The sequence below is a fragment of the Kribbella sp. NPDC049174 genome (assembly GCF_043197365.1).
Lineage (GTDB): Bacteria > Actinomycetota > Actinomycetes > Propionibacteriales > Kribbellaceae > Kribbella.
In genome coordinates this window covers 96,342-119,564 of the sequence record NZ_JBICSZ010000005.1, presented here as the reverse complement: position 1 = coordinate 119,564, position 23,223 = coordinate 96,342, and the positions used below count along the sequence as shown (strand labels likewise).

General features: G+C 68.6%; 26 protein-coding genes. 14 read left to right on the top strand and 12 right to left on the bottom strand.

The genetic code is table 11. The features are described from left to right. Positions 1–19: 19 nt before the first annotated feature. Together ACGFIF_RS25555 and ACGFIF_RS25550 are read left to right on the top strand one after the other, a co-directional pair. Complete coding sequence (locus ACGFIF_RS25555) at positions 20–619, top strand: flavodoxin family protein (RefSeq protein WP_393157843.1); 600 nt, start codon at positions 20–22, stop codon at positions 617–619. Further along, a complete protein-coding gene (locus tag ACGFIF_RS25550) occupies positions 619–939 on the top strand; it encodes a DMT family transporter (RefSeq protein WP_393157841.1) in 321 nt (106 codons plus the stop codon). The genes ACGFIF_RS25555 and ACGFIF_RS25550 overlap by 1 nt, the downstream gene beginning before the upstream one ends. Positions 940–945: 6 nt before the next feature. On the opposite strand, the gene ACGFIF_RS25545 is transcribed toward ACGFIF_RS25550, so the two are convergent. Next, positions 946–1,623, bottom strand: coding sequence for an NTP transferase domain-containing protein (locus ACGFIF_RS25545; protein ID WP_393157840.1), 678 nt, complete (start codon positions 1,621–1,623; stop codon positions 946–948). 144 nt (positions 1,624–1,767) lie between these two features. Next, complete coding sequence (locus ACGFIF_RS25540; protein WP_393157839.1) at positions 1,768–2,469, bottom strand: DUF4245 domain-containing protein; 702 nt, start codon at positions 2,467–2,469, stop codon at positions 1,768–1,770. 220 nt (positions 2,470–2,689) lie between these two features. On the opposite strand from ACGFIF_RS25540, the gene glpX reads away from it, so the two are divergent. The 3 genes from glpX to ACGFIF_RS25525 are packed head-to-tail and all read left to right on the top strand — an operon-like array spanning position 2,690 to position 5,141. Then, entirely contained in the window at positions 2,690–3,724 is a 1,035-nt protein-coding gene (gene glpX / locus ACGFIF_RS25535; protein WP_393157838.1) for a class II fructose-bisphosphatase, read from the top strand. Beyond that, positions 3,721–4,671: a carbohydrate kinase gene (locus ACGFIF_RS25530; RefSeq protein WP_393157836.1), complete on the top strand. Its 951-nt coding sequence runs from the start codon at positions 3,721–3,723 to the stop codon at positions 4,669–4,671. Before glpX ends, ACGFIF_RS25530 begins: the two co-directional genes overlap by 4 nt. Next, complete coding sequence (locus tag ACGFIF_RS25525; RefSeq protein ID WP_393157835.1) at positions 4,671–5,141, top strand: hypothetical protein; 471 nt, start codon at positions 4,671–4,673, stop codon at positions 5,139–5,141. The genes ACGFIF_RS25530 and ACGFIF_RS25525 overlap by 1 nt, the downstream gene beginning before the upstream one ends. On the opposite strand, the gene ACGFIF_RS25520 is transcribed toward ACGFIF_RS25525, so the two are convergent. After that, positions 5,138–5,806 carry a FadR/GntR family transcriptional regulator gene (locus ACGFIF_RS25520; protein ID WP_393157834.1) on the bottom strand — a complete coding sequence of 223 codons (669 nt, stop codon included), beginning with the start codon at positions 5,804–5,806 and terminating at the stop codon, positions 5,138–5,140. The two genes, ACGFIF_RS25525 and ACGFIF_RS25520, sit on opposite strands and share 4 nt — an antisense overlap. A 186-nt stretch (positions 5,807–5,992) precedes the next feature. Between ACGFIF_RS25520 and ACGFIF_RS25515 the strand changes: the two genes are divergently transcribed. The 4 genes from ACGFIF_RS25515 to ACGFIF_RS25500 are packed head-to-tail and all read left to right on the top strand — an operon-like array spanning position 5,993 to position 9,124. Further along, on the top strand, positions 5,993–7,333 hold the full coding sequence (locus ACGFIF_RS25515) for a 2-isopropylmalate synthase (protein ID WP_393157833.1): 1,341 nt from the start codon (positions 5,993–5,995) through the stop codon (positions 7,331–7,333). Next, positions 7,321–8,100, top strand: coding sequence for an ABC transporter ATP-binding protein (locus ACGFIF_RS25510; RefSeq protein ID WP_393157832.1), 780 nt, complete (start codon positions 7,321–7,323; stop codon positions 8,098–8,100). The genes ACGFIF_RS25515 and ACGFIF_RS25510 overlap by 13 nt, the downstream gene beginning before the upstream one ends. Positions 8,101–8,137: 37 nt before the next feature. Beyond that, a complete protein-coding gene (locus ACGFIF_RS25505) occupies positions 8,138–8,587 on the top strand; it encodes a hypothetical protein (RefSeq protein WP_393157831.1) in 450 nt (149 codons plus the stop codon). A 24-nt stretch (positions 8,588–8,611) separates the two neighbouring features. Continuing rightward, entirely contained in the window at positions 8,612–9,124 is a 513-nt protein-coding gene (locus ACGFIF_RS25500; protein WP_393157829.1) for a hypothetical protein, read from the top strand. Positions 9,125–9,133: 9 nt separating this feature from the next. Here the strand turns inward: ACGFIF_RS25500 and ACGFIF_RS25495 are convergent, their stop codons facing one another. After that, positions 9,134–9,832, bottom strand: a complete 699-nt coding sequence (locus ACGFIF_RS25495; protein ID WP_393157828.1) for a DUF1707 domain-containing protein — start codon at positions 9,830–9,832, stop codon at positions 9,134–9,136. 147 nt (positions 9,833–9,979) lie between these two features. Here ACGFIF_RS25495 and ACGFIF_RS25490 point away from each other — a divergent pair, with 147 nt between their 5' ends. Next, a complete protein-coding gene (locus ACGFIF_RS25490; RefSeq protein WP_393157827.1) occupies positions 9,980–11,662 on the top strand; it encodes a fumarate hydratase in 1,683 nt (560 codons plus the stop codon). A 52-nt stretch (positions 11,663–11,714) separates the two neighbouring features. Beyond that, complete coding sequence (locus ACGFIF_RS25485; RefSeq protein ID WP_393157825.1) at positions 11,715–12,143, top strand: nitroreductase/quinone reductase family protein; 429 nt, start codon at positions 11,715–11,717, stop codon at positions 12,141–12,143. Here ACGFIF_RS25485 and ACGFIF_RS25480 read toward each other — a convergent pair. The 5 genes from ACGFIF_RS25480 to ACGFIF_RS25460 form a co-directional block, all read right to left on the bottom strand. After that, positions 12,140–12,298, bottom strand: coding sequence for a hypothetical protein (locus ACGFIF_RS25480; RefSeq protein ID WP_393157824.1), 159 nt, complete (start codon positions 12,296–12,298; stop codon positions 12,140–12,142). The genes ACGFIF_RS25485 and ACGFIF_RS25480 overlap by 4 nt on opposite strands. 56 nt (positions 12,299–12,354) lie before the next feature. Next, the gene (locus tag ACGFIF_RS25475; protein ID WP_393157823.1) at positions 12,355–12,891 is read right to left on the bottom strand and encodes a hypothetical protein; all 537 of its coding nucleotides are present in this window, start codon (positions 12,889–12,891) and stop codon (positions 12,355–12,357) included. A 1-nt stretch (position 12,892) separates the two neighbouring features. Next, a complete protein-coding gene (locus tag ACGFIF_RS25470; RefSeq protein ID WP_393157821.1) occupies positions 12,893–13,531 on the bottom strand; it encodes a DUF402 domain-containing protein in 639 nt (212 codons plus the stop codon). 47 nt (positions 13,532–13,578) lie between these two features. Next, complete coding sequence (locus tag ACGFIF_RS25465) at positions 13,579–14,982, bottom strand: class II fumarate hydratase (RefSeq protein WP_393157820.1); 1,404 nt, start codon at positions 14,980–14,982, stop codon at positions 13,579–13,581. 96 nt (positions 14,983–15,078) lie between these two features. Further along, positions 15,079–15,726, bottom strand: coding sequence for a hypothetical protein (locus ACGFIF_RS25460; protein ID WP_393157819.1), 648 nt, complete (start codon positions 15,724–15,726; stop codon positions 15,079–15,081). 91 nt (positions 15,727–15,817) lie between these two features. On the opposite strand from ACGFIF_RS25460, the gene ACGFIF_RS25455 reads away from it, so the two are divergent. Further along, positions 15,818–16,540, top strand: a complete 723-nt coding sequence (locus ACGFIF_RS25455) for an SDR family oxidoreductase (protein ID WP_393157818.1) — start codon at positions 15,818–15,820, stop codon at positions 16,538–16,540. A gap of 3 nt (positions 16,541–16,543) precedes the next feature. On the opposite strand, the gene ACGFIF_RS25450 is transcribed toward ACGFIF_RS25455, so the two are convergent. From ACGFIF_RS25450 to ACGFIF_RS25440, 3 genes are all read right to left on the bottom strand, one after another. Next, the gene (locus tag ACGFIF_RS25450) at positions 16,544–17,242 is read right to left on the bottom strand and encodes a hypothetical protein (RefSeq protein WP_393157817.1); all 699 of its coding nucleotides are present in this window, start codon (positions 17,240–17,242) and stop codon (positions 16,544–16,546) included. A 206-nt stretch (positions 17,243–17,448) separates the two neighbouring features. Next, positions 17,449–18,783: a PhoH family protein gene (locus ACGFIF_RS25445; protein ID WP_393157816.1), complete on the bottom strand. Its 1,335-nt coding sequence runs from the start codon at positions 18,781–18,783 to the stop codon at positions 17,449–17,451. A gap of 1,430 nt (positions 18,784–20,213) precedes the next feature. Beyond that, the gene (locus ACGFIF_RS25440) at positions 20,214–20,993 is read right to left on the bottom strand and encodes an isoprenyl transferase (protein ID WP_393157814.1); all 780 of its coding nucleotides are present in this window, start codon (positions 20,991–20,993) and stop codon (positions 20,214–20,216) included. Positions 20,994–21,250: 257 nt separating this feature from the next. Here ACGFIF_RS25440 and ACGFIF_RS25435 point away from each other — a divergent pair, with 257 nt between their 5' ends. Next, positions 21,251–21,946: a hemolysin III family protein gene (locus ACGFIF_RS25435; protein ID WP_393157812.1), complete on the top strand. Its 696-nt coding sequence runs from the start codon at positions 21,251–21,253 to the stop codon at positions 21,944–21,946. 88 nt (positions 21,947–22,034) lie between these two features. Next, a complete protein-coding gene (locus tag ACGFIF_RS25430) occupies positions 22,035–23,222 on the top strand; it encodes a phosphotransferase (protein ID WP_393157811.1) in 1,188 nt (395 codons plus the stop codon). Position 23,223: the final 1 nt, after the last annotated feature.

Here is a 23,223-nt window from a genome sequence, read left to right as displayed (position 1 = left end):
AAAGACCTTGGAGGAAAGAATGAGCAACACCCCCGCCCGGATCGCGATCGCCTTCCACTCCGGGTACGGCCACACCGCTCGCCAAGCAGAGGCCGTCGCCGCCGGTGCCGCGCAGGTGCCAGGAGCCGTCGCCGATCTGATCCCGCTCGACGAGCTCACCGAGGACGTCTGGAGCCGGCTCGCCGCCGCGGACGCGATCATCTTCGGCGCCCCGACGTACATGGGCAGCCCGAGTTCGGTGTTCAAGAAGTTCGCCGAGGAGAGCGTGCGGGCCTGGGCCGACAACCTGGCCTGGCGGGACAAGATCGCTGCCGGGTTCACCAACTCCAAGGCGATGTCCGGCGACAAGCTCAACAGCCTGGTCGACCTCGCCGTCTTCGCCGCCCAGCACGGGATGATCTGGGTCGGCCTGGACGCCTACCCCGGCTGGTCCGAGAGCACCGCGAGCATCGAGGACCTCAACCGGCTCGGCAGCTGGCTCGGCGCGATGGCGCAGTCCGACGCCGACCTGTCGGCCGAGAAGGCGCCGCCGGCCACGGACCTGCGCACCGCGGAAGCCCTCGGCGTCCGGGTCGCGACCGTCACGCAGCGGCATCTGAGAGGAGCGCTGGCGGCCTGATGGCGTGGTTGGTGCTGCTTGCGGCCGCCGCGTTCGAGATCGCGTTCGCGCTGAGCCTCAAACCGAGCGAAGGGTTCAGCCGGCTCTGGCCGACCGTCGGTGTGCTGGTCTTCGGCGTCATCTCGGTCGTCCTGCTGGCGAAGACCTTGGATCGCCTTCCGGTCGGTACGGCGTACGCGGTCTGGACCGGTCTGGGGTCGATCGGAGTGGTGACGCTGGGCATCCTGCTGTTCGACGAACCGATCACCCCGGGCCGGATGGCCTGTATCGCCCTGATCGTCACCGGGGTGGTCGGACTCCGGCTGGCGGGCGCGGACTGACCCGTGTCAGGGCACTGCGCGGTGACGGCGGTGCGGGCCGTGGGTCGGCAGCGGCGTGGGATGGGTGTCGTCGAACGCACCTGGAACGAAGGCGCCGTGCGCCGGGTCGTAGCCGGCCACGAGGCTGCGGTAGTCGTCCCAGGTCTCGACCCGGAGCGGAACGTTGCCCATCGCATCGACCTGGGTGACCGGGTGGTTACCCAGCTCGATCAGCTCCCACAGTTCGGCGTCGCTGCGGAGCTGCCGCAGCTCGCCGAACACCTCCCGGCCGAACCAGCACGGGAACCCGCGGCCGTTGTCGTACCGGGTGACCCCGATCGGGGTGGCCGGCCCGCCCTCGGCGACCAGCGACCACACCGTGGCCGAGGTCACGCCCGGCTGGTCGCCGAGCATCACCACGACTCCGTCGGTACGGCGGTCGACCGCGTCCAGCGCGGGCACGATCGACGAACTGCCGGTGTCCGCGTGCGGTGACTCGACCACCCGCGCCCCGTCGAGGTCGATCCGGTCGTGGATCTGCTCCGACGCTGTACCCAGCGTCACGATCAACTGGTCGAAGGCACACGCTCGGGCGGTGTCGAGTGCGGCCCCGAGCAGGGTGTCACCGTGGTAGGACAGCAATTGCCGCGGTACGCCGAGATGTGGCGAACCTTCCGCGGCGAGCAACAACCCCGTAACGAACATGCTCGGTCAACCCCGGACCTGGGTTGCAGAAATCAAAGCACAGCTCCCTCTGATTTCCCCGAGCGCATATCAAGCCGAAGAATCGATGGAACCCCGCAGCTACCCGAGGTGTCAATGTTCGTCCGGAACGTGGTCAGGATGTGATCAGCGCAGCACCGAAGCAAACGCTTCAAGGGCCGGGTAACCGGCATTCCCGACCACGATCGTGGTGACACCGGAACCGACCAGCACCAAGGCGTTCTCGTTCTTGCGGTCCAGCAGCACCTTGCGCTGCCAGGTCACGCCCTCGACGCTCGACGTACCGTCGTCGGTGGTTTTGCCGAGTTCCTCGGACTGGTATTTCGGGCCGGTCACGTTGGACTGTTCCAGGCCGACGTACTTCTTCTCGTTCGTGACGATGCCCAGGTGCCAGGTGATCGGGCTCTGCTCCGGAGTGCGGAATTCCACGCTGGTGGCGGTCCAGCCGGCCGGCATCGGGGCCGGGCCGCGGACCCAGGGCGCGACCTTCTTGGCGTCCTCCAGTTGCGCGGAGTACGGGACCTCGTTGATCTTCTCCTGCTTCGGCCGCCAGGTGACGACCATCAGGAACGCGACCACGACGAAACAGGCCAGCAGCGCCCAGACCATGTTCGTCAGCGTGCGTGCCTTGGCCCGGTCCTTGCGGTTCTGCTCCCGGTAGGCGATCGCCTCGGCCCGCGCCCGGGCCTTCTCCCGCGCCGCGGCCGCCGCGCGCGGATCCTGCGGCACCTGCGGATCCTGCGCCGCCTCCGAACCCTGCGGCGCCTTCGGGTCCTCCGTCGCCGCGGGTGCGCCGTCGCCGGATGGGCCCTGACCTGTCGAACTCATACACCGAGTGTCGCATCTCGCCTGAACGAGCTCGGAGGGCGTTGGCTACGATCCGGTGGCATGAGCGAGCGCAGCGAGCGAACAACAAGCACAGCCGATCTATCGCTCATGCTGGAGCCGAGCGCCAGCGAGGCGGAGGCATGAGCGAGCGCAGCGAGCGAACTACAAGCACAGCCGATCAATCGCTCATGCTGGAGCCGAGCGCCAGCGAGGCGGAGGCATGAGCGATCCGACCACGCCACCTGCCCATCTCGAGGTCGAGGCGGACGCGCCCGACCGGAACCTCGCCCTGGAACTGGTCCGGGTCACCGAGGCCGCGGCGATGGCGGCGGGCCGCTGGGTCGGCCGCGGCGACAAGAACGGCGCGGACGGCGCGGCCGTGAACGCGATGCGCACCCTGATCGGCACCGTCGGGATGAACGGCACGGTGGTGATCGGCGAGGGCGAGAAGGACAACGCCCCGATGCTCTACAACGGCGAGCAGGTCGGCTCCGGCGACGGTCCGGAGTGTGACGTCGCGGTCGACCCGGTCGACGGTACGACGCTGGTCGCGAAGGGCATGAACAACGGCATCGCCGTGATGGCGGTGTCGGCGCGGAACTCGATGTACGACCCGTCGGCGGTGTTCTACATGGAGAAGCTGGTGGTCGGCCCGGAGGCGGCCGACGTGGTCGACATCCGGCTCCCGGTCGCGGAGAACATCCGCCGGGTGGCGAAGGCGAAGGGCTCCACGGTCGACGACGTGACCGTCGTCCTGCTGGACCGCCCGCGGCACGAGGACCTGGCCACCCAGATCCGGGCCACCGGCGCGCGGATCAAGTTCATCAGCGACGGTGACGTGGCCGGCGCGGTCGAGGCGGCCCGGCCGGATACCGGTCTGGACATGCTGCTCGGCATCGGCGGTACGCCGGAAGGCATCATCGCGGCCTGTGCGATGAAGTGCGTGGGCGGGCTGATCCAGGGCCGGCTCTGGCCGAAGGACGACGAGGAACGGCAGAAGGCGATCGACGCGGGCCACGACCTGGACCGGGTGCTGAGCACCGACGACTTGGTCTCCGGGGACGACTGCTTCTTCGTCGCCACCGGGATCACCGAGGGCGAGCTGCTGCGCGGCGTCCGGTACGGACGGTCCACCGCGCGCACTCATTCGCTGGTGATGCGGTCCCGCAGCGGCACGATCCGCAGCATCGAGAGCGTTCACCAGCTCGAGAAGCTGCGCGCCTACTCCGCCATCGACTTCGAGCACGCAAGATGACGGCACCTGTCCTCGTCATCGGCGAGGCTCTCGTGGACATCGTCGGCGCTTCGGCCCGCACGACCACCCGGAACGGCAATGGCAAGGCCAAGGCGACTCCCGGCGGCTCGCCCGCGAACGTCGCGGTCGGTCTGGCGCGTCTCGGCGTACCGACTCAGCTCGTGACGCGTTTCGGGACCGATCCGTACGGCGACCAGCTCGGCGCTCATCTGTTCGGGAACGGGGTCCAGCTGGCGCCCGGCTCGGTGGATCCCGGGTTCCGGACCAGTACGGCGACCGCGACCCTCGATGCGGCCGGGGTGGCGTCGTACCAGTTCGACATCACCTGGGAGCCGCCGGCGCTGTCGCTGTCGCGGGGTTGTCCGGCGATCCACACCGGGTCGATCGCGACCGTGCTGGAGCCGGGTGCGCAGGCGATCCACGCTTTCCTGAAGGCGATGGCGGACCAGCCGGTGACGGTGACACTGGATCCGAACGCGCGGCCGACGATCACTCCGGACCCGGTCTCGACGTGGGCCGCCGTCCGTGAGCTGGCCACGCTGTCCGACCTGGTGAAGCTCAGCGATGAGGACTGCGAGTTCCTGCGACCGGGGATGTCGGCCGACGAGATCGCGGCGGAGTTGCTGAGCGTCGATCGGACCCGGTGCGTGGTGATCACGCGCGGCGGCGACGGCGCGATCGGGATCAGCGCGGACGCGCGGGTCGAGGTGACGGCGCCCGCGATCCAGGTGATCGACACCGTCGGCGCCGGCGACTCGTTCATGTCGGCGTTGATTGCGGGCCTGCACGGACGCGGGCTGCTGGGTGCGACGCGGCTGGACGGGCTGACGGCATCCGAGCTGCGTGACGTGGTGGACTACGCGGTGAAGGCCGCCGCGATCACCTGCACGCGGCACGGCGCCGACCCGCCGACGGCGGCTGAACATGTCTCGATCTGGGGTGCTTGATGTCGGCTGATACGTGGTCCGCGGAGCTCGAGAGCAAGGGCAGCGTCGTCTTCCCGCCGCGGCGCGGGCGGCTGGCGATCCGGCTGGCCGGGTTCGCGCTGCTGATGGTGATGTCGGCGTGGACCAACCTCGATCATCTGCGCAACGACGACATCTCCGGGACGCTCGGCGTACTGAGGCTGACCGCGTTGGCCGCGTTCGTCTACGGCACCGGCCTCACGCTGTGGCAACTCGTCACCAATCGGCCGGTCGTCAAGGTCGACGCCGATGGCATCACCCGCGGCCGGAGCCTGCGGTGGTCCGGCATCACCAGCATCGACGACCCGGCCGGCCTCCCCGGCATCCGGACCGTGCAGATTCGCCCCGCTGATCGGCGGGCCCGGCCGTTGACCATCCCGCAGGACAACGTCGGGGATCTGGACGCCCTGACGCCTTGGCTGCGCTCACTCCACGACCGGCATCGCGCCTAGTTGACCGCACTCCGGACCGCGCTGAGGTGTTCCCGCGCGCGGGTCGCGGCGAGCTCGGGGTCGCGCTCACGGATGGCGTCGGCGATCGCCTCGTGGGCCGCCTGGTCGTGGCGGTGGCGGTGCACCTGGTCGAGCTTCAGCATGTCCAGCATCGCCCGGCGGATCCGCGGTACGAACGTGTCGAACAGCTCGGTCAGTACGGCGTTGTGCGCGGCTGTCACCACGGCCCGGTGGAAGGCCAGGTCCGCCTCGACGTACCAGTCGTCCGGTGACTTCTCGGATGCCCTCTTCCGATCCGCCAGCGTGTAGCGGAAGTTCTTGAGATCGGCCGGCGTACGACGGGATGCCGCCAGCCGGGCCGCCTCGGTCTCGATCGCGAGCCGCCCTTCCAGCACGTCGGTGATATCCGCCTTGCGAAGCACCTTGTCCCAGTCCTCCGCGGCCTGCTGCGCGATGACGAACACACCGGCGCCCTGACGGCTCTCGAGCACCCGGCGGCCGGCCAGCTCACGGACCGCCTCGCGGATCGTCGACCGGCCGACTCCGAGCTGCGCGGCGAGCGTCGTCTCGCCGGGCAGCTTCTGGCCGAGCTGCCACTCACCGCTGCCGATCCGGCGGAGCAGCTCCTCGGCCGCCTGCTCGGCGAGGGGGTGACGGCGGATCATGCGGCTCAGTCTAGGGCGTCCGAAGTTCTCAGCTTGTCTGAGGAGTTGATCTCGGGTTAGCGTGTTCCGCATGTCCTGGAACCTCCTCCTTCTTGGCCGCCACGGCGGGAGCTGATCGACCGGCACCCCCACCGTGGAGTGCTGTCGCCTGCCGGTCTCTCAGTTGCGAGCCGAAGGAAGAGATCGATGGACTGGAACCGCCAGCAGCACTCCCCCATGCCCAGCCACCGCTACCGCGACATCTTCGCGAAGGTGCCGGTCGCACCCGTCGACCGCGAGTGGCCGGACCGCCGGATCACCACCGCCCCGCTCTGGGTGCCGGTCGACCTGCGCGACGGCAACCAGGCGTTGGCCGACCCGATGGACCCGGCCCGCAAGCGGCGGTTCTTCGAGCTGATGGTTGCCATGGGCTACAAAGAGATCGAGGTCGGGTACCCGTCCGCCTCCCAGACCGACTTCGACTTCGTCCGGCTGCTCGCGACCTCCGACCTGGTGCCCGACGATGTCACCATCGTCGTCTTCACGCCGGCGCGCCCGGAGTTGATCGAGCGGACGGTCGAGTCCATCGCCGGGATGCGGACTCCGGTGGTCATCCACATGTACGCCGCCACCGCACCGACCTGGCGCGACGTCGTACTGCGTCGTACCCGGGACGAACTGGCGTCGATGATCTACACCGGCGCCGAGGAGATCCTGCGATTGGCCGGCGACTCGGTGCGGTTCCAATTCTCGCCGGAGGTGTTCAACCTGACCGAGCCGGATTTCGTGCTGGAGTTGAGCGACCAACTGACCAAGCGGTGGGAAGCGACGCCGGAGCGGCCGGTCATCCTCAACCTGCCGGCGACGGTCGAGGCCGCGACCCCGAATGTGTACGCCGACCAGATCGAGTACATGGACAAGAACCTGCCGCGCCGCGACAGCGTCATCCTCTCGGTGCACCCGCACAACGACCGCGGTACGGGCATCGCCTGCGCGGAGCTCGCCGTACTCGCCGGTGCGCAGCGGGTCGAGGGGTGCATCTTCGGCAACGGCGAACGCACCGGGAATGTCGACATCGCGACACTCGCACTCAACCTGCACGCGCAGGGCGTCGACCCGATGATCGACTTCTCCGACATCGACCGGATCCGCGAGACGGTCGAGTACTGCACCCGGATGCCGATCCATCCGCGGCACCCGTACGTCGGGGACCTCGTCTACACGGCGTTCTCCGGGACCCATCAGGATGCGATCCGGAAGGGGTTCGCACGGCGGACGGCTGACGAGGAGTTCTGGGATGTGCCTTATCTGCCGATCGATCCGGCCGATGTGGGTCGCGGGTACGAGGCCGTCGTACGGGTGAACAGTCAGTCGGGGAAGGGCGGGATCGCGCATGTGCTGGAGGCGTCGTACGGGGTGCGGATGACGCCGGCGCAGGAGAAGGAGTTCGCGGGGCACGTGCAGCGTCGTACCGACGAGACGGGCCGGGAGGCGAGTGCGGTGGAGCTGAAGGAACTGTACGAGGAGGTTTTCGGGTGCTTGAACTGAAGGACGTCGACTTCGTCCGGGACGGCAAGCTGCTGCTCGCCGGGGTGTCGCTGACGATCGGCGACGGTGAGCGGTGGGCGCTCCTCGGGCCGAACGGGGCCGGCAAGAGCACGCTGCTGGGCTTGTGCGGGGCGGTCACGCATCCGACCCGCGGCACCGTCGAGATCCTCGGCCGGCGCCTCGGCACCGTCGACATCCGCACGTTGCGGGAGTCGATCGGGCACGTGAACCCACGGCACCCGCTGCGCTCACCGCTGACGATCGTCGACGTCGTCCTGACCGGGCTGACCGGCACCGTCGAACGCATGCCGCGCTGGCAGCCGACTCCAGCCCAGGACGCTCGTGCCCTCGACCTGATCGACCTCCTGGGGATCGGCGCCCAGGCCCGCGACCCGTGGACCACCCTCTCCCAAGGCGAACGGGGCCGGGCCCTCATCGCCCGCGCCCTGATCAGCAACCCCCGCCTACTCCTCCTCGACGAGCCCTCCACCGGCCTCGACGTCGCCGCCCGCGAACAACTCCTCGAAACCCTCGACCACGTCCACACCACCCACCCCCACCTGGCCTCCATCCTCGTCACCCACCACCTCGAGGAACTCCCCGCCACCACCACCCACGCCGCCCTCCTCCGCGACGGCCACGTCCTGGCCGCAGGCGACGCTCAGGACGTCCTGACCACCTCGCACGTCTCAACAGCGTTCAACCACACCATCCACATCCACCACTCCCACGGCCGCTGGACCGCCCGGACCCACCGTCTAGAGTGAGCCTGCTCCGGGGGAGTTCGACAGCTGGGGGTGTGGAGTGTCTGAGGTCTGGACGGACGAGTTGCGGCGTACCGGACGGGTGGTGTTTCCGGTACGGCGGTTGACGGTGGTGGTCCGGTGCTTCGTGCCCGCCGTGGCGATCGGCGTGCTCACGGTCGTGTCACTCAACCAGGAGCTGACTCTCGGGACGCCCGAGACCGTGCAGTTGGTAGCCGGCATCGTGATCGTCGCGGCTCTCGTCGGGGTCGGCGTCTGGCAACTCGCCACCGGCCGCCCCGCGATCACCATCGACCGCGAAGGCATCCGGGCCGGCCGCCGGAAACTCATCCCCTGGAACGAGATCGGCCCGATCCCCGCCCCACATGCCCAGGGCCCCCTCACCACCCTGCAGGTTCACCGGAAGCTCACCATCACCCGGGACAACGTCCGTGATATCCAAGCCTTCGCCCTCTGGCTCGAGGCCCAACGCGCCACCAACACGCCTTAGAGCCCGGGGGTTCAGATGACCGGCATGGGTGAGGCGTCGCCGGAGGTGTGGGCGGAGGAACTGCGGCGGGCCGGGCGGGTGGTGTTTCCGCAGCGGAGGCGAGCGCTGACGTTCAAGGTGGTGATCACCGTCCTGCCGTGCGCGACGACAGGGACGTCGTTCACCAGCGTGGTGGAAGACGGAGGCGTCGCCCGCCTGCTCGCCTTCGCTCTCGTCGCGTCGGTCGTCGGCTGCCTCGGCTTCATCGGCTGGCAGGCAATCACCCGGCGGCCAATGGTGACCGTCGATCGCCAAGGCATTCGCTCCGGCCGGAAGTTCATGGCCTGGACCGACGTCGGCTCGATCGGCATTCCGCACGGCCTCGGATTCGCCCAGACCCTGCCGATCATCCCGGCCGATGTCTGGGCCAAGGATCTCACCCTCAGCCAGGAGAACGTTCGGGACGTCCTGGCGTTCGCTCGCTGGCTGGAGGACGTGCTGAACGAGCAACGCCGCCTGGCCGGCGCCTTCCGGTTGCCTCCGGGCCGGCCGGGCTGAGCAGTGTGGTCAGGCGAGGCCGAGGCGTTTGGTGAGGCGGGGGCCTCGTTTGATTTTGATTTCGCCGAGGATGGCGGTGCCGCGGATGTGGAAGGTTTTCGGGGTGCCGGGGGTGGTGTTGGGGTCGGCGGGGCCGGACTGTTGTTCGGAGACGGAGCCGAGGATGGGGTTGCTGTCGAGGTGGACGATCGCGTTCTGCGGGACGCGGATCTTCACGTCGGCCAGGATCGACTTCACCTCGACGAACACCTCGTCGTACGGGAGCTGGGCCTCGGTGTAGTCCAGGGTGATGTCGCCGAGGACGGCGTTGACCTCCTGGTGCTGGGGTGGGAGCCAGTTCCCGGTGCGCTTGGTCTCCGACATGAACGCGTTGATCACCGGCCCGGTCTGGACCGTGACGCCGGCGTACTGCTGCGGGCTGACGGCCGGCACCCCCGGTACGGTCGGGCCGTTCGGGAGGTCGGCGGTGATCTCAACCAGTTCGCCGTACGTCTTCGACGCGTACAGGGTCTCGAGCCGCTCCTCGAGCTCGGCGTATGACAGCCGGCCCTCGCCCGCGGCCTCCCGCAGGACGTCGGCGACCTCCTCGCGCTCCAGGTCCGACACCCGGCGCCGCATCGCCAGCTCGTCACCGGTCAGCGGTGCCGGCGGCTGCGCGGGCACGGAATCCTGCGGTCGGTCGTCCTGGGGAACCTCATCCTGAGCCACGACAAAACCTTACGCGCGGGCACGGCGCACGGCAGCCAGGTTTCCTCCCCGGTTCAACCCTGATCCGATCCCTGAGCCTGGCCTAACCTCAGCGGCCGGAACCGGGCGATCTAGGCTTGGAGGGCTCAGACCACGTGTGATGGAGGTATGCCGGTGTCCGCCGACTTCAGTTACTCCGACCTGTTGCCGCTCGGTTCCGACGACACGGAGTACCGCCTGCTGACGACCGAGGGCGTGAGCACGTTCACGGCCGGCGACCGGACCTTCCTGCAGGTGCAGCCGGAGGTGCTGCAGGCACTGACCGCCGAGGCGATGCACGACATCTCGCACTACCTGCGGACCGCGCATCTCGCGCAGCTGCGCCGCATCATCGACGACCCGGCGGCGTCCGGGAACGACCGGTTCGTCGCGCTCGACCTGCTGAAGAACGCGAACATCTCGGCCGGCGGCGTCCTGCCGATGTGCCAGGACACCGGTACGGCGATCGTGATGGGCAAGAAGTCCGAGGGTGTACTCACCGGCGCGGTCGACGAGGAGTGGATCAGCCGCGGTGTGTACGACGCCTACACCAAGCTGAACCTGCGCTACTCCCAGATGGCCCCGCTGACCATGTGGGACGAGAAGAACACCGGCTCCAACCTGCCGGCCCAGATCGAGCTCTACGCAGTGCCACCAGGTCCGGCCAAGGGCTCTGCTCCTGCGTACAAGTTCCTCTTCATGGCCAAGGGCGGCGGCTCGGCGAACAAGTCGTTCCTGTACCAGGAGACCAAGGCGGTGCTCAACCCGGACGGGATGATGAAGTTCCTGGACGAGAAGATCCGCTCCCTCGGTACGGCGGCCTGCCCGCCGTACCACCTCGCGGTCGTCGTCGGCGGCACCTCCGCGGAGTACGCGCTGAAGACCGCGAAGTACGCGTCCGCGCACTACCTCGACTCGCTGCCGACCTCGGGTTCGCCGCTCGGGCACGGGTTCCGCGACCTGGGGCTGGAGGAGAAAGTCTTCGAGCTGACCCAGGAGTTCGGGATCGGCGCGCAGTTCGGCGGCAAGTACTTCTGCCACGACGTCCGGGTGATCCGGCTGCCGCGGCACGGCGCGTCCTGCCCGGTCGCGATCGCGGTGTCCTGCTCGGCCGACCGGCAGGCGCTGGCGAAGATCACGCCGGAGGGTGTGTTCCTGGAGCAGCTCGAGCGCGACCCGGCGCGGTTCCTGCCGGACACCACCGACGAGCACCTCGACGACGACACCGACGTGGTCCGGATCGACCTGAACCGGCCGATGAGCGAGATCCGCGCCGAGCTGACCAAGCTGCCGGTGAAGACCCGGCTCTCGCTGAGCGGCCCGCTCGTCGTCGCCCGGGACATCGCGCACGCCAAGATCAAGGAGCGCCTCGACGCCGGCGAGCCGATGCCGCAGTACCTGCGCGACCACGCGGTGTACTACGCCGGCCCGGCCAAGACGCCCGAGGGGTACGCGTCCGGCTCCTTCGGGCCGACCACGGCCGGACGGATGGACGCGTACGTCGACCAGTTCCAGGCGGCCGGTGGATCGTTCGTCATGCTTGCCAAGGGCAATCGGTCGGCGAAGGTGACGCAGGCGTGCAAGGAGCACGGCGGTTTCTACCTGGGCTCGATCGGCGGCCCGGCGGCCCGGCTGGCGCAGGACTGCATCAAGTCTGTCGACGTGGTGGAGTACGCCGAGCTCGGGATGGAAGCGGTCTGGAAGATCGAGGTCGAGGACTTCCCGGCCTTCGTCGTGGTGGATGACAAGGGCAACGACTTCTTCACCGACACGCGGAAGCCCGTCCCGCTCACGGTCCGCCCCCGCAGTTGAGGCTTGACGACGCTCGGTGATCGCAGGACCCTCGGAAGCGGGGGTGGTGGGGATGAGCCGACGGATGGCGCGGGTGGGGAACCGGATCGGGGTGTGGATGTATCGCACCCTCGACGGGCGGCTGGCCAGTGGCAGCAAGGACGTGCACGTGCTGATGCTGACCACGCCCGGCCGCCGGACCGGCGAACCGCACTCGACCTGTGTGCGGTACCTGGAACGGCCCGACGGACTGCTGGTCTGGGGAACCGGCTCAGGTTCGAGGACCGACCCGGACTGGTTCCGCAACCTGCGCGCGGTCGAGACCACGGACGTCCAGCTCGGCGCGAAGCATGTCACCATGCATCCGCGTGAGCTGACCGGCCAGGAACGTCAGACCGTCTGGACCGACGTCATCCTGGCCGAGGACCCGCGCATCGGGCGCTACGCGACCAAGGCCAAGCGCCCGATCCCGGTCGCCCTACTGGAACCCGTGCAGAACTAACTCGCCTTCACCTCGACTGGCTCCGGCAGCTTGAGGAGGAGCGTCTTCGCGGCCTGGACGACATCGGCTTCGTTGTGGCCGAAGGCCTGGAGGTACGACCCAAGCGCGGATCGCAGTAGTCGCAGCTCCTCAGGTTGCAGCTCGATCGTGTACATGTTTCCACGGTAAGTCCGAACCTGGAATTGAGAACCCCTCGTGACCCACCCGTTGCTCACGAGCTCCAGGCAACCCTCGCCAGGATTTCCGCGGCGACCTCCGCCGGTGGCCGGTCGTTGGTCACGGTGTGGTCCTGGATCGGCTCGTGGGTCGCGGCCTGGTCGAGCGCGGTCTGGAGGTCCCACTCGGGGCCGCGGGTGGTCCGGGTACGCTCCGCGATCAGGTCGGGCGGAGTGACCACCCTGACCACCTGTACGTCGCAGTCCACCAACGCCGACGTGTACGCCGCGCGATGGTCGGCCGTGTCCACGGGACCGCTGACGACCATGAAGCGGGCACCGGCGTCACGGTAGGTGGTCCACACCGCGGCGAGGTTGTGCACCCGCAACTGGTCGTGGAACCGCAGGCCGGCCGGAAGAGCGCGACCGGCGACGGCCGGGCCCGGTGGACCCGCCGGGCCGAACTGGGCCACGGCGTCGAGGTCGAGCACCGCGGTCGGGTGGCGGCGGGAGGTCAGCAGCCGACCGATGGCCTGGCCGAGGGTGGTCTTGCCGACCCCGCCGCCACCGCTGAGCAGAAGAGCATTGGGCATGTCAGCTGTACAGCTCCTCGGCGATCAGGGTCGGTTGGTGCGTGGTCGGGGCCGTCGGCAAGCGCCAGTGAGCGGGCGGGGTCCAGGACTCCCAGCCGTCCGAGAACGGTGGGCCCCAGGCCTCGATCTCGCGAACAGCGACGTGCGCGTCGGCGATGATCCCGGCGGCCTCGGCGGAGCTGAAGCGACCCGCTGTGACCGCACCTTCCAGCTCGTCCTCATCCTTCCACTCGATCGATCGATCCGGGTGGATCCAGAGATCGAGGACATGATCGACGGTGCTGGTACGACGACCTGCGACATCCCGGACATGCGGCGCCTCGAGGTTCACGTACCACCCGCGGAACGTGCCGTCGTCCGCCCAGAACAGCCACACCGACCACGGCTTGCCCGGCGGCAACACCTTCAGGATCCCGGTGCCGCGCCAGACGTCGAGCTTCAGCACCCGCTCCTCGGTGAACATCGCGACCGGACCGGCGTACCTGGTCTCGCGGCCGTCGGTGAGCACCGGCTTGATCAGCGGCGTACCGGGCGCGAGCCAGGCGACCAGCCCGTCCTCGTCATCGCGCACCACGGTCATCGGCCGGACGTTCGGTTTGTCCTCGTGCCGACCGGTCCCCTGGTACACCCACTCGATCACCGTGCCCGGCTCCCAGAAGCGCCCCGGCTCAGGCGCCGCCGCGGCCGTCATGGCTGGGCCGGCCGAGTCATCGACAGTACGTCGAGGGCCGCATCCAACTGCTCCTCGGTCAGATCGCCCTTCTCCACATGACCGTTCTCGATCACGACCTCACGGATCGTCTTGCCCTGTTTGAGCGCGCTCTTCGCCACCGCGGCCGCGTTCTCGTAGCCGATGTAGCGGTTCAGCGGAGTCACGATCGACGGCGACGACTCGGCCAGCGCACGGGCGTGCTCGACATTCGCGGTGATGCCGTCGACACAGCGCTCGGCCAGCAGGCGGGAACTGTTCGCCAGCAGGGTGATCGACTCGAGCAGGTTGCGCGCGATCACCGGGAGCATCACGTTCAGCTCGAAGTTGCCGCCGGCACCGGCCACCGTGACCGTGGTGTCGTTGCCCATCACCTGGGCGGCGACCATCAGCGTCGCCTCGCAGATCACCGGGTTCACCTTGCCCGGCATGATGCTCGACCCCGGTTGCAGGTCGGGTAACTGGATCTCGCCCAGCCCGGCCCGCGGCCCGGACCCCATCCAGCGCAGGTCGTTGCAGATCTTGGTCAGGCTGACCGCGATCGTCTTGAGCTGACCCGAGAGCTCCACCAGCCCGTCCCGCGCTCCCTGCGCCTCGAAGTGATCCGCAGCCTCGCTCAGCTCCAGGCCGGTCCGGCGGTTCAGCTCGTCGATCACCTTGGCGGCGAAGCCGGGTGGTGTGTTGATCCCCGTCCCGACCGCCGTCCCTCCCAGGGGCAGCTCGGACACCCGCGGCAGCGTTGCGCGAACCCGGTCCGCACCGCGACGGATCTGCATCGCGTACCCATCGAACTCCTGCCCGAGCGTCACCGGCGTCGCGTCCATCAGGTGGGTCCGCCCGGACTTCACCACCTCGGCGAACTCGGATCCCTTGTCGGACAGGGATTGCGCCAACTGCTCGAGCGCCGGCAGCAGATCCTGGACGACGCCCGCGGTGGCGGCGACGTGGATCGCCGACGGGAAGGTGTCGTTACTCGACTGGGATGCGTTGACGTGGTCGTTCGGGTGCACCTCGGTGCCCAGCTCGCGGCTCGCGAGGGTGGCGAGCACCTCGTTGGTGTTCATGTTCGTCGACGTCCCCGAGCCGGTCTGGAACACGTCGATCGGGAACTCGGCGTCGTACTCCCCCGCGGCCACCTTGTCCGCGGCGGCGACGATCGCGTCGGCCTGCGCCCGGTCGAGAACGCCGAGCTCCGCGTTCACCACGGCCGCCGACGCCTTGATCTGTGCGAGCGCGTGCACGAGCTCCGGCGCCAGCGGCCGGCCGGAGATCGGGAAGTTCTCCACCGCACGCTGGGTCTGCGCCCGCCACAACGCGTCCCGAGGCACCTTGACCTCTCCCATCGTGTCGTGCTCGATCCTGAATTCCACGTTGTCACCCATACCTGCAGAGTACGTCGCTCAGCGCTGTCGGCCCCGCTGAAAAACAAGCTGTGGACAACGACACAGGAGGATAGATGCGTTCACCCAACCGCCGAGCTACGAGCTGCCCTGGTAGACGTAGTACGTCTCGGCGCGGCCCTGGAGGTTGACGGAGACGGGCTTGATCACGCACGCGCCGAAGACGGAGGTGACGATCGCCTCCAGGTCCGATGACGCGGAGGACGACCAGACCGTCAGTACGCCGCCTGTTCGCAGTTTGGACCGGCACGTGGTGACGAACGGGGAGGCGTAGACAGGCGAGTTCTCGTTGTATACAAGGAAGTCCGGGCCGTTGTCGACGTCCAGCAGGATGGCGTCGAGGGAGGCGTCCGGGGAGGCTGTGACCACAGTTCGGACGTCGCCCACCACCACAGACACCCGCGGATCGTCCAGCACGGACGGGACCAGCCCGGCACGCATCCACGCGACCACATCTGGCTCGATCTCCGCGACGACCACCTCACCGAGCCGCGGGTCGGCCAGCAGCGCACGCACGGTGTAGCCGAGCCCCAGACCGCCCACGAGCACCCGGTCAGGACGTCGTATCGACGAGAGCGCGGCCGACGCCAGCAGCTCCTCGCTGGAGGTCTCCACGTCGTCCATCACGAAGACGCCGTTCACCCGGAGCTCCAGGGCCCCGTCGTCCTCCCGCCGCCGCAGAACGAGCTCGCCCCGCTCGCTGCGACCCCGCGCGATCTCCGCCATGTCAAACGCCGCCGCACTCAATAGTGAGAATGGTGTCCTCCTTCGCGCCGGCCTCCGGACGCGGACCAAGACTCTACGCCGAGGACGACGAATGACAGTCAGTGGGAAGGTCGCGCTGGTGACCGGCGGCAACAAGGGCATCGGCTTCGAGGTGGCCCGGCAGCTCGCCCAGCTGAATCACCGGGTGGTGATCGGGTCGCGTGACGAGGACCGCGGCCGGACAGCGGCGGAGAAGCTCCGCTCCGAGGGAGCAGAGGTGTCGTACGTCGTCTTGGATGTCAGCAACCCGGAGAGCGTCGCGACCGCGATCCAGCTGATCGACCAGCAGCACAGATGGCTCGATGTGCTCGTCAACAACGCCGGCACCGCCCAGCCCGAGGGTCCGCCGAGTGAGGTCGCACTGGACGTGCTCAAACGAACCTATGAGACCAATGTGTTCGGTCTGGTCGCCGTGACGCAGGCTGCGCTTCCATTGCTGCGCAGAGCCGAGGCCGGACGGATCGTGAACCTGTCGTCCGGAGCTGGGTCGCTGACCGTCGTCAGCCGGCCGGATTGGCGCCCGGAGTGGAACGGCCTGGCGTACAACACGTCGAAGTCGGCGGTGAACGCGGTGACCGTCGCTTTCGCGAGCGAACTGCGAGAGACGCCGATCAAGGTCAACGCGGTCAACCCTGGCTACACCAGAACCGACATGTCACCCGGCGCCGACCGGCCGGTGGCACAGGGGGCTGCCGTCGTGGTCCGGTACGCGGTCATCCCTGCTGCCGGACCCACTGGCGGCTTCTTCGACGAGAACGGCCCGATCCCTTGGTAGGGCTCAGTACCAGCCCTTGGCCTGGGAGTGGGCCCACGCCGAGCAGGGGGAGTTGTAGCGGTCTTCGATGTAGTCGAGGCCCCACTTGATCTGGGTGACCGGATTGGTCCGCCAGTCGGAGCCGTAGGCCGCCATCCGGTTGCCGGGGAGGGCCTGCGGGATGCCGTACGCCGAGGAGCTCGGGTTGTCGGCATCGACCTGCCAGCGGGACTCCTTGTTCCAGAGCTTCTCCAGGCAGGTGAACTGCGCGTCGCCCCAGCCGTGGTCGGGCAGGAGGTTCCGCGCGACCTCCTTGGGGGTGCCTTCGAGCTTCTTCCGCTCGGCGTCGCGGCTGGCGCGCTCGTCACTGGAGCTCTCGTTCGTCTTCCGCAACGCCTCGTACCGCCGGAGCGCGGCGTTCTTGGCCGCCCGCTTCACCTGGGCCTGGTCCTGCGCCGCCTTCCGGGCCTGCTCGACCGCCTCGAGCTGGTTGCGCAGCCGGGCAACCTCCTTGGCCTGCTCCTCGGCGGTCAGGGGCTTTTCCGAGGGCGTCTTGACGGCGCGCGCCTTCTCGCTGTTCAGCACAGCCATCTCGGCCCGGCCGGACACCTGCTCTGAGGCGTGGCTGCTCCCGGGGGAGCTGAAGAGGTCGATACCCGCGACAACGGAGACGACGGCGATCCCAGTCACTGAGAGAGCCGCGACGGAGCGCTTCGCTTTCATCTGTCCTTCCGAGAAAACCCGACCCCCGTCGGCTGGCAACAGGAACATACTCTGGCCTAAACAGACCGTGATCACAAGCAGGTCACAAAGAACGGTGCGGCCGCCTGAGTGGCGGCCGCACCGGGTACGGCGGAAGTCTTACCTGAGCTTTACAGACTCTTATTACCTAACAGTAGAAACACTCCTTACAGACACCTCCACCCCGGTCACAGCTGCAGGTCGTCGAGCATCTCGGTCACCAGGGCGGCGATCGGGGAGCGCTCCGACCGGGTCAGGGTCACGTGCGCGAACAGCGGGTGGCCCTTCAGCTGCTCGACCACCGCGACCACGCCGTCGTGCCGGCCGACCCGCAGGTTGTCCCGCTGCGCGACGTCGTGGGTGAGCACCACCCGCGAGTTGGCGCCGACCCGGGACAGCACGGTGAGCAGCACGTTGCGCTCCAGCGACTGGGCCTCGTCCACGATCACGAACGCGTCGTGCAGCGACCGGCCGCGGATGTGGGTCAGCGGCAACACCTCGAGCATGCCGCGGTCCATCACCTCGTCGATCACGTCAGCGCTGGTGAGCGCACCGAGGGTGTCGTAGACAGCCTGGGCCCACGGCTGCATCTTCTCCGACTCCGAGCCGGGCAGGTACCCGAGCTCCTGGCCGCCGACCGCGAACAGGGGCCGGAACACCACCACCTTCTTGTGCTGCCGCCGTTCCATCACCGCCTCGAGCCCGGCGCACAGCGCGAGCGCCGACTTCCCGGTCCCGGCGCGGCCGCCGAGCGAGATGATCCCGACGTCCGGGTCCAGCAACAGGTCGAGCGCGACCCGCTGCTCCGCCGACCGCCCGCGGATCCCGAACGCCTCCCGGTCACCCCGGACCAACCGGATCCGCTTGTCCGGCATCACCCGGCCGAGCGCACTGCCCCGCTCGGACAGCAGCACCAGCCCGGTGTGGGTCGGGAACTCACCGGCCTCCGGAAGCTCCAGGACGCCGTTCTCGTACAGGTCGTCTACGTCGTGGGTCGCGACCTCGAGCTCGCTCATCCCGGTCCAGCCGGACTCCAGGGTCAGCTCGGCGCGGTACTCCTCGGCCATCAGGCCGCAGGCCGACGCCTTGACCCGCATCGGCAGGTCCTTCGAGACCAGCGTGACATCGCGGCCCTCGGCCTTGAAGTTGCAGGCCACCGCGAGGATGCGGCTGTCGTTGTCGCCGAGCCGGAAGCCGGCCGGCAACGTCTCCGGGTCCGTATGGTTCAGTTCGACCCGAAGAGTTCCACCCTTCTCCCCCACTGGCAGGGGCGCGTCAAGACGTCCGTGCAGGATCCGGAGCTCGTCGAGCAGTCGCAGCGCGGTACGAGCGAAGTAGCCGAGTTCCGGGTGATGCCGTTTGCCCTCCAATTCGGTGACGACGACCACCGGGACGACCACCTCGTGCTCGTCGAACCGCATCATCGCGTGCGGGTCGGACAGGAGCACCGAGGTGTCCAGCACGAAGGTGCGCTGGGCCGGTGTGGATGAGGTACTTGACGCCTTGGCGTGGGTGGCAGCCATGTCGCACGTCCTCTCGGGCCGCGACGTGCACCACGCCCGGCCCACCAGTGGTTAGGTGTTGGACCGGGAGCTGGCCCGGGGATCTGGTGCAGATCCCCTCCGGACCGCCGCACGAGCGGTTCCGGGAACCAGTGAGATCGAGACCTGGGGTCTCGGGCACTCCGTTCTGCCCCTCATGGGGCAACCGGCTGGCGAACGATTCTCAAGCTGATCGGGCCTCCCGGACAGCCGGCTTCCCCTCCGACCGTCACCACGAGGGTAGATCTGCGGCCCAAACCGCGCAGCCCGACACGCCCGTCCTCGGGGTTAACGGCTTGTTACACCTTGTCCACCGCACGGGGGAGGACGCTCACCCTCCGGAGTGATCCGGTCCGGCGCCCGTGCGCGGAACGCTGGCGTCATGCGAAAACACTGGCCGGAACTCACCGGATATGCGACAGCCGTCTGGTCCTTCGCGTACGGCGTACTGGGCGTCTACTGGTCACTCGGCGGAGCCGGGTTCCCGTTCGCGAAGGTGGCCGACGATCGGGCGACCGGCTCGATCCTGGAGGGGTCGTCGGCAGACGTCGTGGCGCCGATCATGGCCGCGGTCGGACTCGGTGGCGCGGTGCTCGCGATCGTGATGACCAGGCGTCGCGCCCGCGGCTGGGTGCTGCAGGCGATCGCCGCGGTCCTCGCGGTCGGCCTCGCGCTGGTGATCCCCGACTACACGCTGGTCGCGCTCGTCGCGCTCTCCCCCGCGATCATCGTCTTCGCGTTCACCGGCATCCCGGGCGAGCAAGGCGGCGTCGGCGACATCCTGTACTGGCATCGGGTGAACCTGGTCATCCTGTTCATCGGCGGCCTGCTCTGGGCCGCGACCGCGATCGCCTACCACCGCCGCAGCCGCGACGCCTGCGTCTCCTGTGGCCGCGGCGAGGGATCGGAGAGGACCTGGACGACACCGGAGTCGGCGCTGCGCTGGGGACGCTGGGCGGTGGCCATCTCGGTCGTGGCGAACCTGCCCTACGAGTTCACCCGGGTGGCCTGGTACTTCGGCTGGCCGCTGGGCATCACCGACGAGTTCCACCAGATGATGGTCGACACCCCCGGAATGCTGGAGATCGGCCTCGCCATGGCCCTGATGGGTATCGGCGGCGGCGTCCTGACCCACGGACTGGTGCATCGCTGGGGTGAGGTCTATCCACGCTGGATCTGGTTCAAGGCCGGCAAGCGGGTCCCACCGCTGCTGGCGATCATCCCCGCGTCCGTGGTGGCCGTCGTACTGATCCCCGCGGGTCTGATGAACGCCCAGCTCCCGGCCTACGCCGACAGCTGGGCGGTGAACCTCCCGGGGATCCTGTGGGTGCTCTGGGGAGCAGGCCTCGGTACGGCGACGTACGCCTACTACCTACGGCGTCGGACCACGTGCCGGCGGTGTGGACGCGGTGTCACGTCCCGAAGCGGCGCTCCCGCTGTGCGTAGCTCCGGATCGCCCGCAGGAAGTCGACGTGCCGGAAGTCCGGCCAGAGTGCCTCGCAGAAGTAGAACTCGCTCAGCGCGCTCTGCCACAGCAGGAACCCGCCCAGTCGCTGCTCACCCGACGTCCGAATGACCAGGTCCGGGTCCGGCTGGCCTTTCGTGTAGAGGTGCCGGGCGATGTGCTCGACGTCGACGCGCTCGGCCAGCTCCTCGATCGAGATGCCCTTCGCCGCCTCCTCGAGCAGCAGCGAACGGACCGCGTCGGCCAGCTCGCGTCGGCCGCCGTACCCGACCGCGACGTTGACCAGCATCCCGTCGACGCCGTGGGTGGCCGTCTCGGCCGCCTTCAGCGTCTCGGCGGTGGCTCCGGGCAGCAGGTCGAGCGCGCCGACCGGGTGGATCCGGTAGTGGCCGATCGCGGTGAGCTCCTCGACCGTCTGCTCGATGATCCGCAGCAACGGCTCCAACTCGTCGGCCGGGCGGCTCAGGTTGTCGGTGGAGAGCATCCAGACGGTGACGACCTTGACGCCGACGTCGTCGCACCAGCCGAGGAACTCGGTGATCTTGTTCGCCCCGGCCTCGTGACCGCGCGACACCGGGTCTCCGGCCGCCCGGGCCCAGCGCCGGTTGCCGTCGATGATGACGCCGATGTGCCGCGGGATCCGCTCCGGCGACAGGGATCGGCGCACTCGACGTTCGTACAGGCCGTACACCGCGTCGCGCAGCTTTTGCTTGCCAGGTGTCCGCATGGGCAGGTTGCTCTCCTCGAAGACTCTCAGTCACGAGGCTAGCCGAGATTCACCGCCCTGGTGAGGCCTGCAGCCAGCTCACTGCCAACTCGCAGACACGCCGAACTTTCACCGCAGTTCGTGCGTCGGACACGCGAGGTGAGGTGTGCGTACGGGTGATCTCGCCTACATTTCATCCTTCTGGACCATTTGGACCTACGGTTCCGTAGGTTACGGTGGCGTAGGTGACCACCGCCCGGCACTTTGAAAGGACGGCGATGACCGCTTCCAGCACCCAGCCCCAGGAACTCGGTCACCGGCTGTCCGGGCGGCTCGGGCCGCTCAAACCCAAGCTTCGCGGCTGGCTGCACGCCGGCACCTTCCCGTTCGCCACCGCCGCCGGCATCGTGCTGATCTGCCTGGCCCCGGGCGCGAGCGCGCGCTGGGCGGCGGCGGTCTACACGCTGGGCGCGATGCTGCTGTTCGGCATCTCCGCGCTGTACCACCGGTTCTACTGGGGCCCGGCCGGCGAGGCCGTGCTGCGCCGGCTCGACCACAGCAACATCTTCCTGCTGATCGCCGGCACCTACACGCCGCTCGGTATGGTTCTGCTGCACGGCAACGACCGGGTCCTGCTGCTCAGCATGGTCTGGGGCGGCGCGCTGCTGGGCATCCTGTTCCGGATCTTCTGGGTGCACGCGCCGCGCTGGCTCTACACCCCGATCTACCTGGCGCTGGGCTGGGTGGCGATCTTCTGGATGGGCGACTTCTACCAGCAGGGCGGCGCCGCGGTAGTCACGCTGATCGCGGTCGGTGGCGGGCTGTATTCGATCGGTGCGGTCGTCTACGGCACCAAGCGGCCCAACCCCTCACCGCGGTGGTTCGGCTTCCACGAGATCTTCCACGCGTTCACCGTGGCCGCGTTCGTCTGCCACTACATCGCCGTCAGCATCGCGACGTACCGAGCGGGCTGACTGTCCGGCACATCCGTGCCAGCCCTGAAGACTGGCTGAAGATCCTCCCGCACGATGGGCAGTAGACATCGTTTGGGGGGACACAGGGATGATCACCGCACTGGAACCGCTGGGCCGCGACGCGCTGGCCGAGGACGACTTCACCGCGTTGGTCCGGACCATCACCGGCCATCCGGAGGCAGATCCCGGCGACGTCCGGGTCGAGCCGGTCGACTATCCGATCGGTACGCCGAGCACCGAGGCGCTGCTGCGCGTCTTCGGTACGGCGACGCTGCCGACCGGCGCACCGGAGACCGAAACGGTCGACTGGTCCTGCTTCGTCAAGAAACTGCAGTCGGTCCGGCACTGGCCGTTCCTCGACATGGTGCCCGAGCAGTTCCGGGAGATCTTCGTCCAGAACCTGCCCTGGCAGCTCGAGATCGCCGTCCACCGCAGCGGGGTCGCCGACCTGCTTCCCGAGGGCATGCGGCTGCCCGAGGCCTACCGGATCGACCTGTACGACGACGACCGCGGCACGCTCTGGATGGAGAACGTCACCCAGGAGCCGGGGCCGTGGCCACTGGAGCGGTTCGAGCGCGCGGCGTACCTGCTCGGCCGGCTGTCCGCCCGCCGTCAGCCGCATCTCGTCCAGCCGCTGCTGCCGCGCGGCGGTGACTTCAACCGGCCCGGGTACGCGTTGCGCTACTACACCAACGGGCGCGTGATGATGTCCGCGGTGCCGGCCCTCGCCGATCCGGAGACCTGGCGCCACCCGTTGCTCGCCGCGGCTGTGTGTCACGCCGGCGACCACCGACTGCGGGACGACCTGCTCGACCTGGCTGAGCGGCTGCCCGTCGTACTGGATGCCCTCGACGCCTTGCCGCAGTGCTACCAGCACGGGGATGCGAGTCCGCAGAACCTGCTGGTTCCGAAGGGGAAACCGGACGAGTTCGTGGTGATCGACTGGGGGTTCGACTGTCCGCAGGCGGTCGGGTTCGACCTCGGTCAGCTGCTGGTCGGGCTCGCGCACGCCGGCGAGCTGTCGCCCGAGGCACTGCCGGTTGTCCACAAGACGATCTTCAAGGCGTTCCTGACCGGCCTGGCCGAGGAGGGGATGGACGCGACCGAGGACCAGGTGCTGTACGGCTACCTCGGCTCTCTGCTCGCCCGGGCGACCTTCACCGCGCTGCCGCTGGAACAGATCTCCCAACCCGGTGACGCGGCCACTCTGGCGATGTTCGAGGAGCGGGTGATGCTCACGCGGGCGCTGGTGGATCTGGTCTCCACGGTCGTCTAAC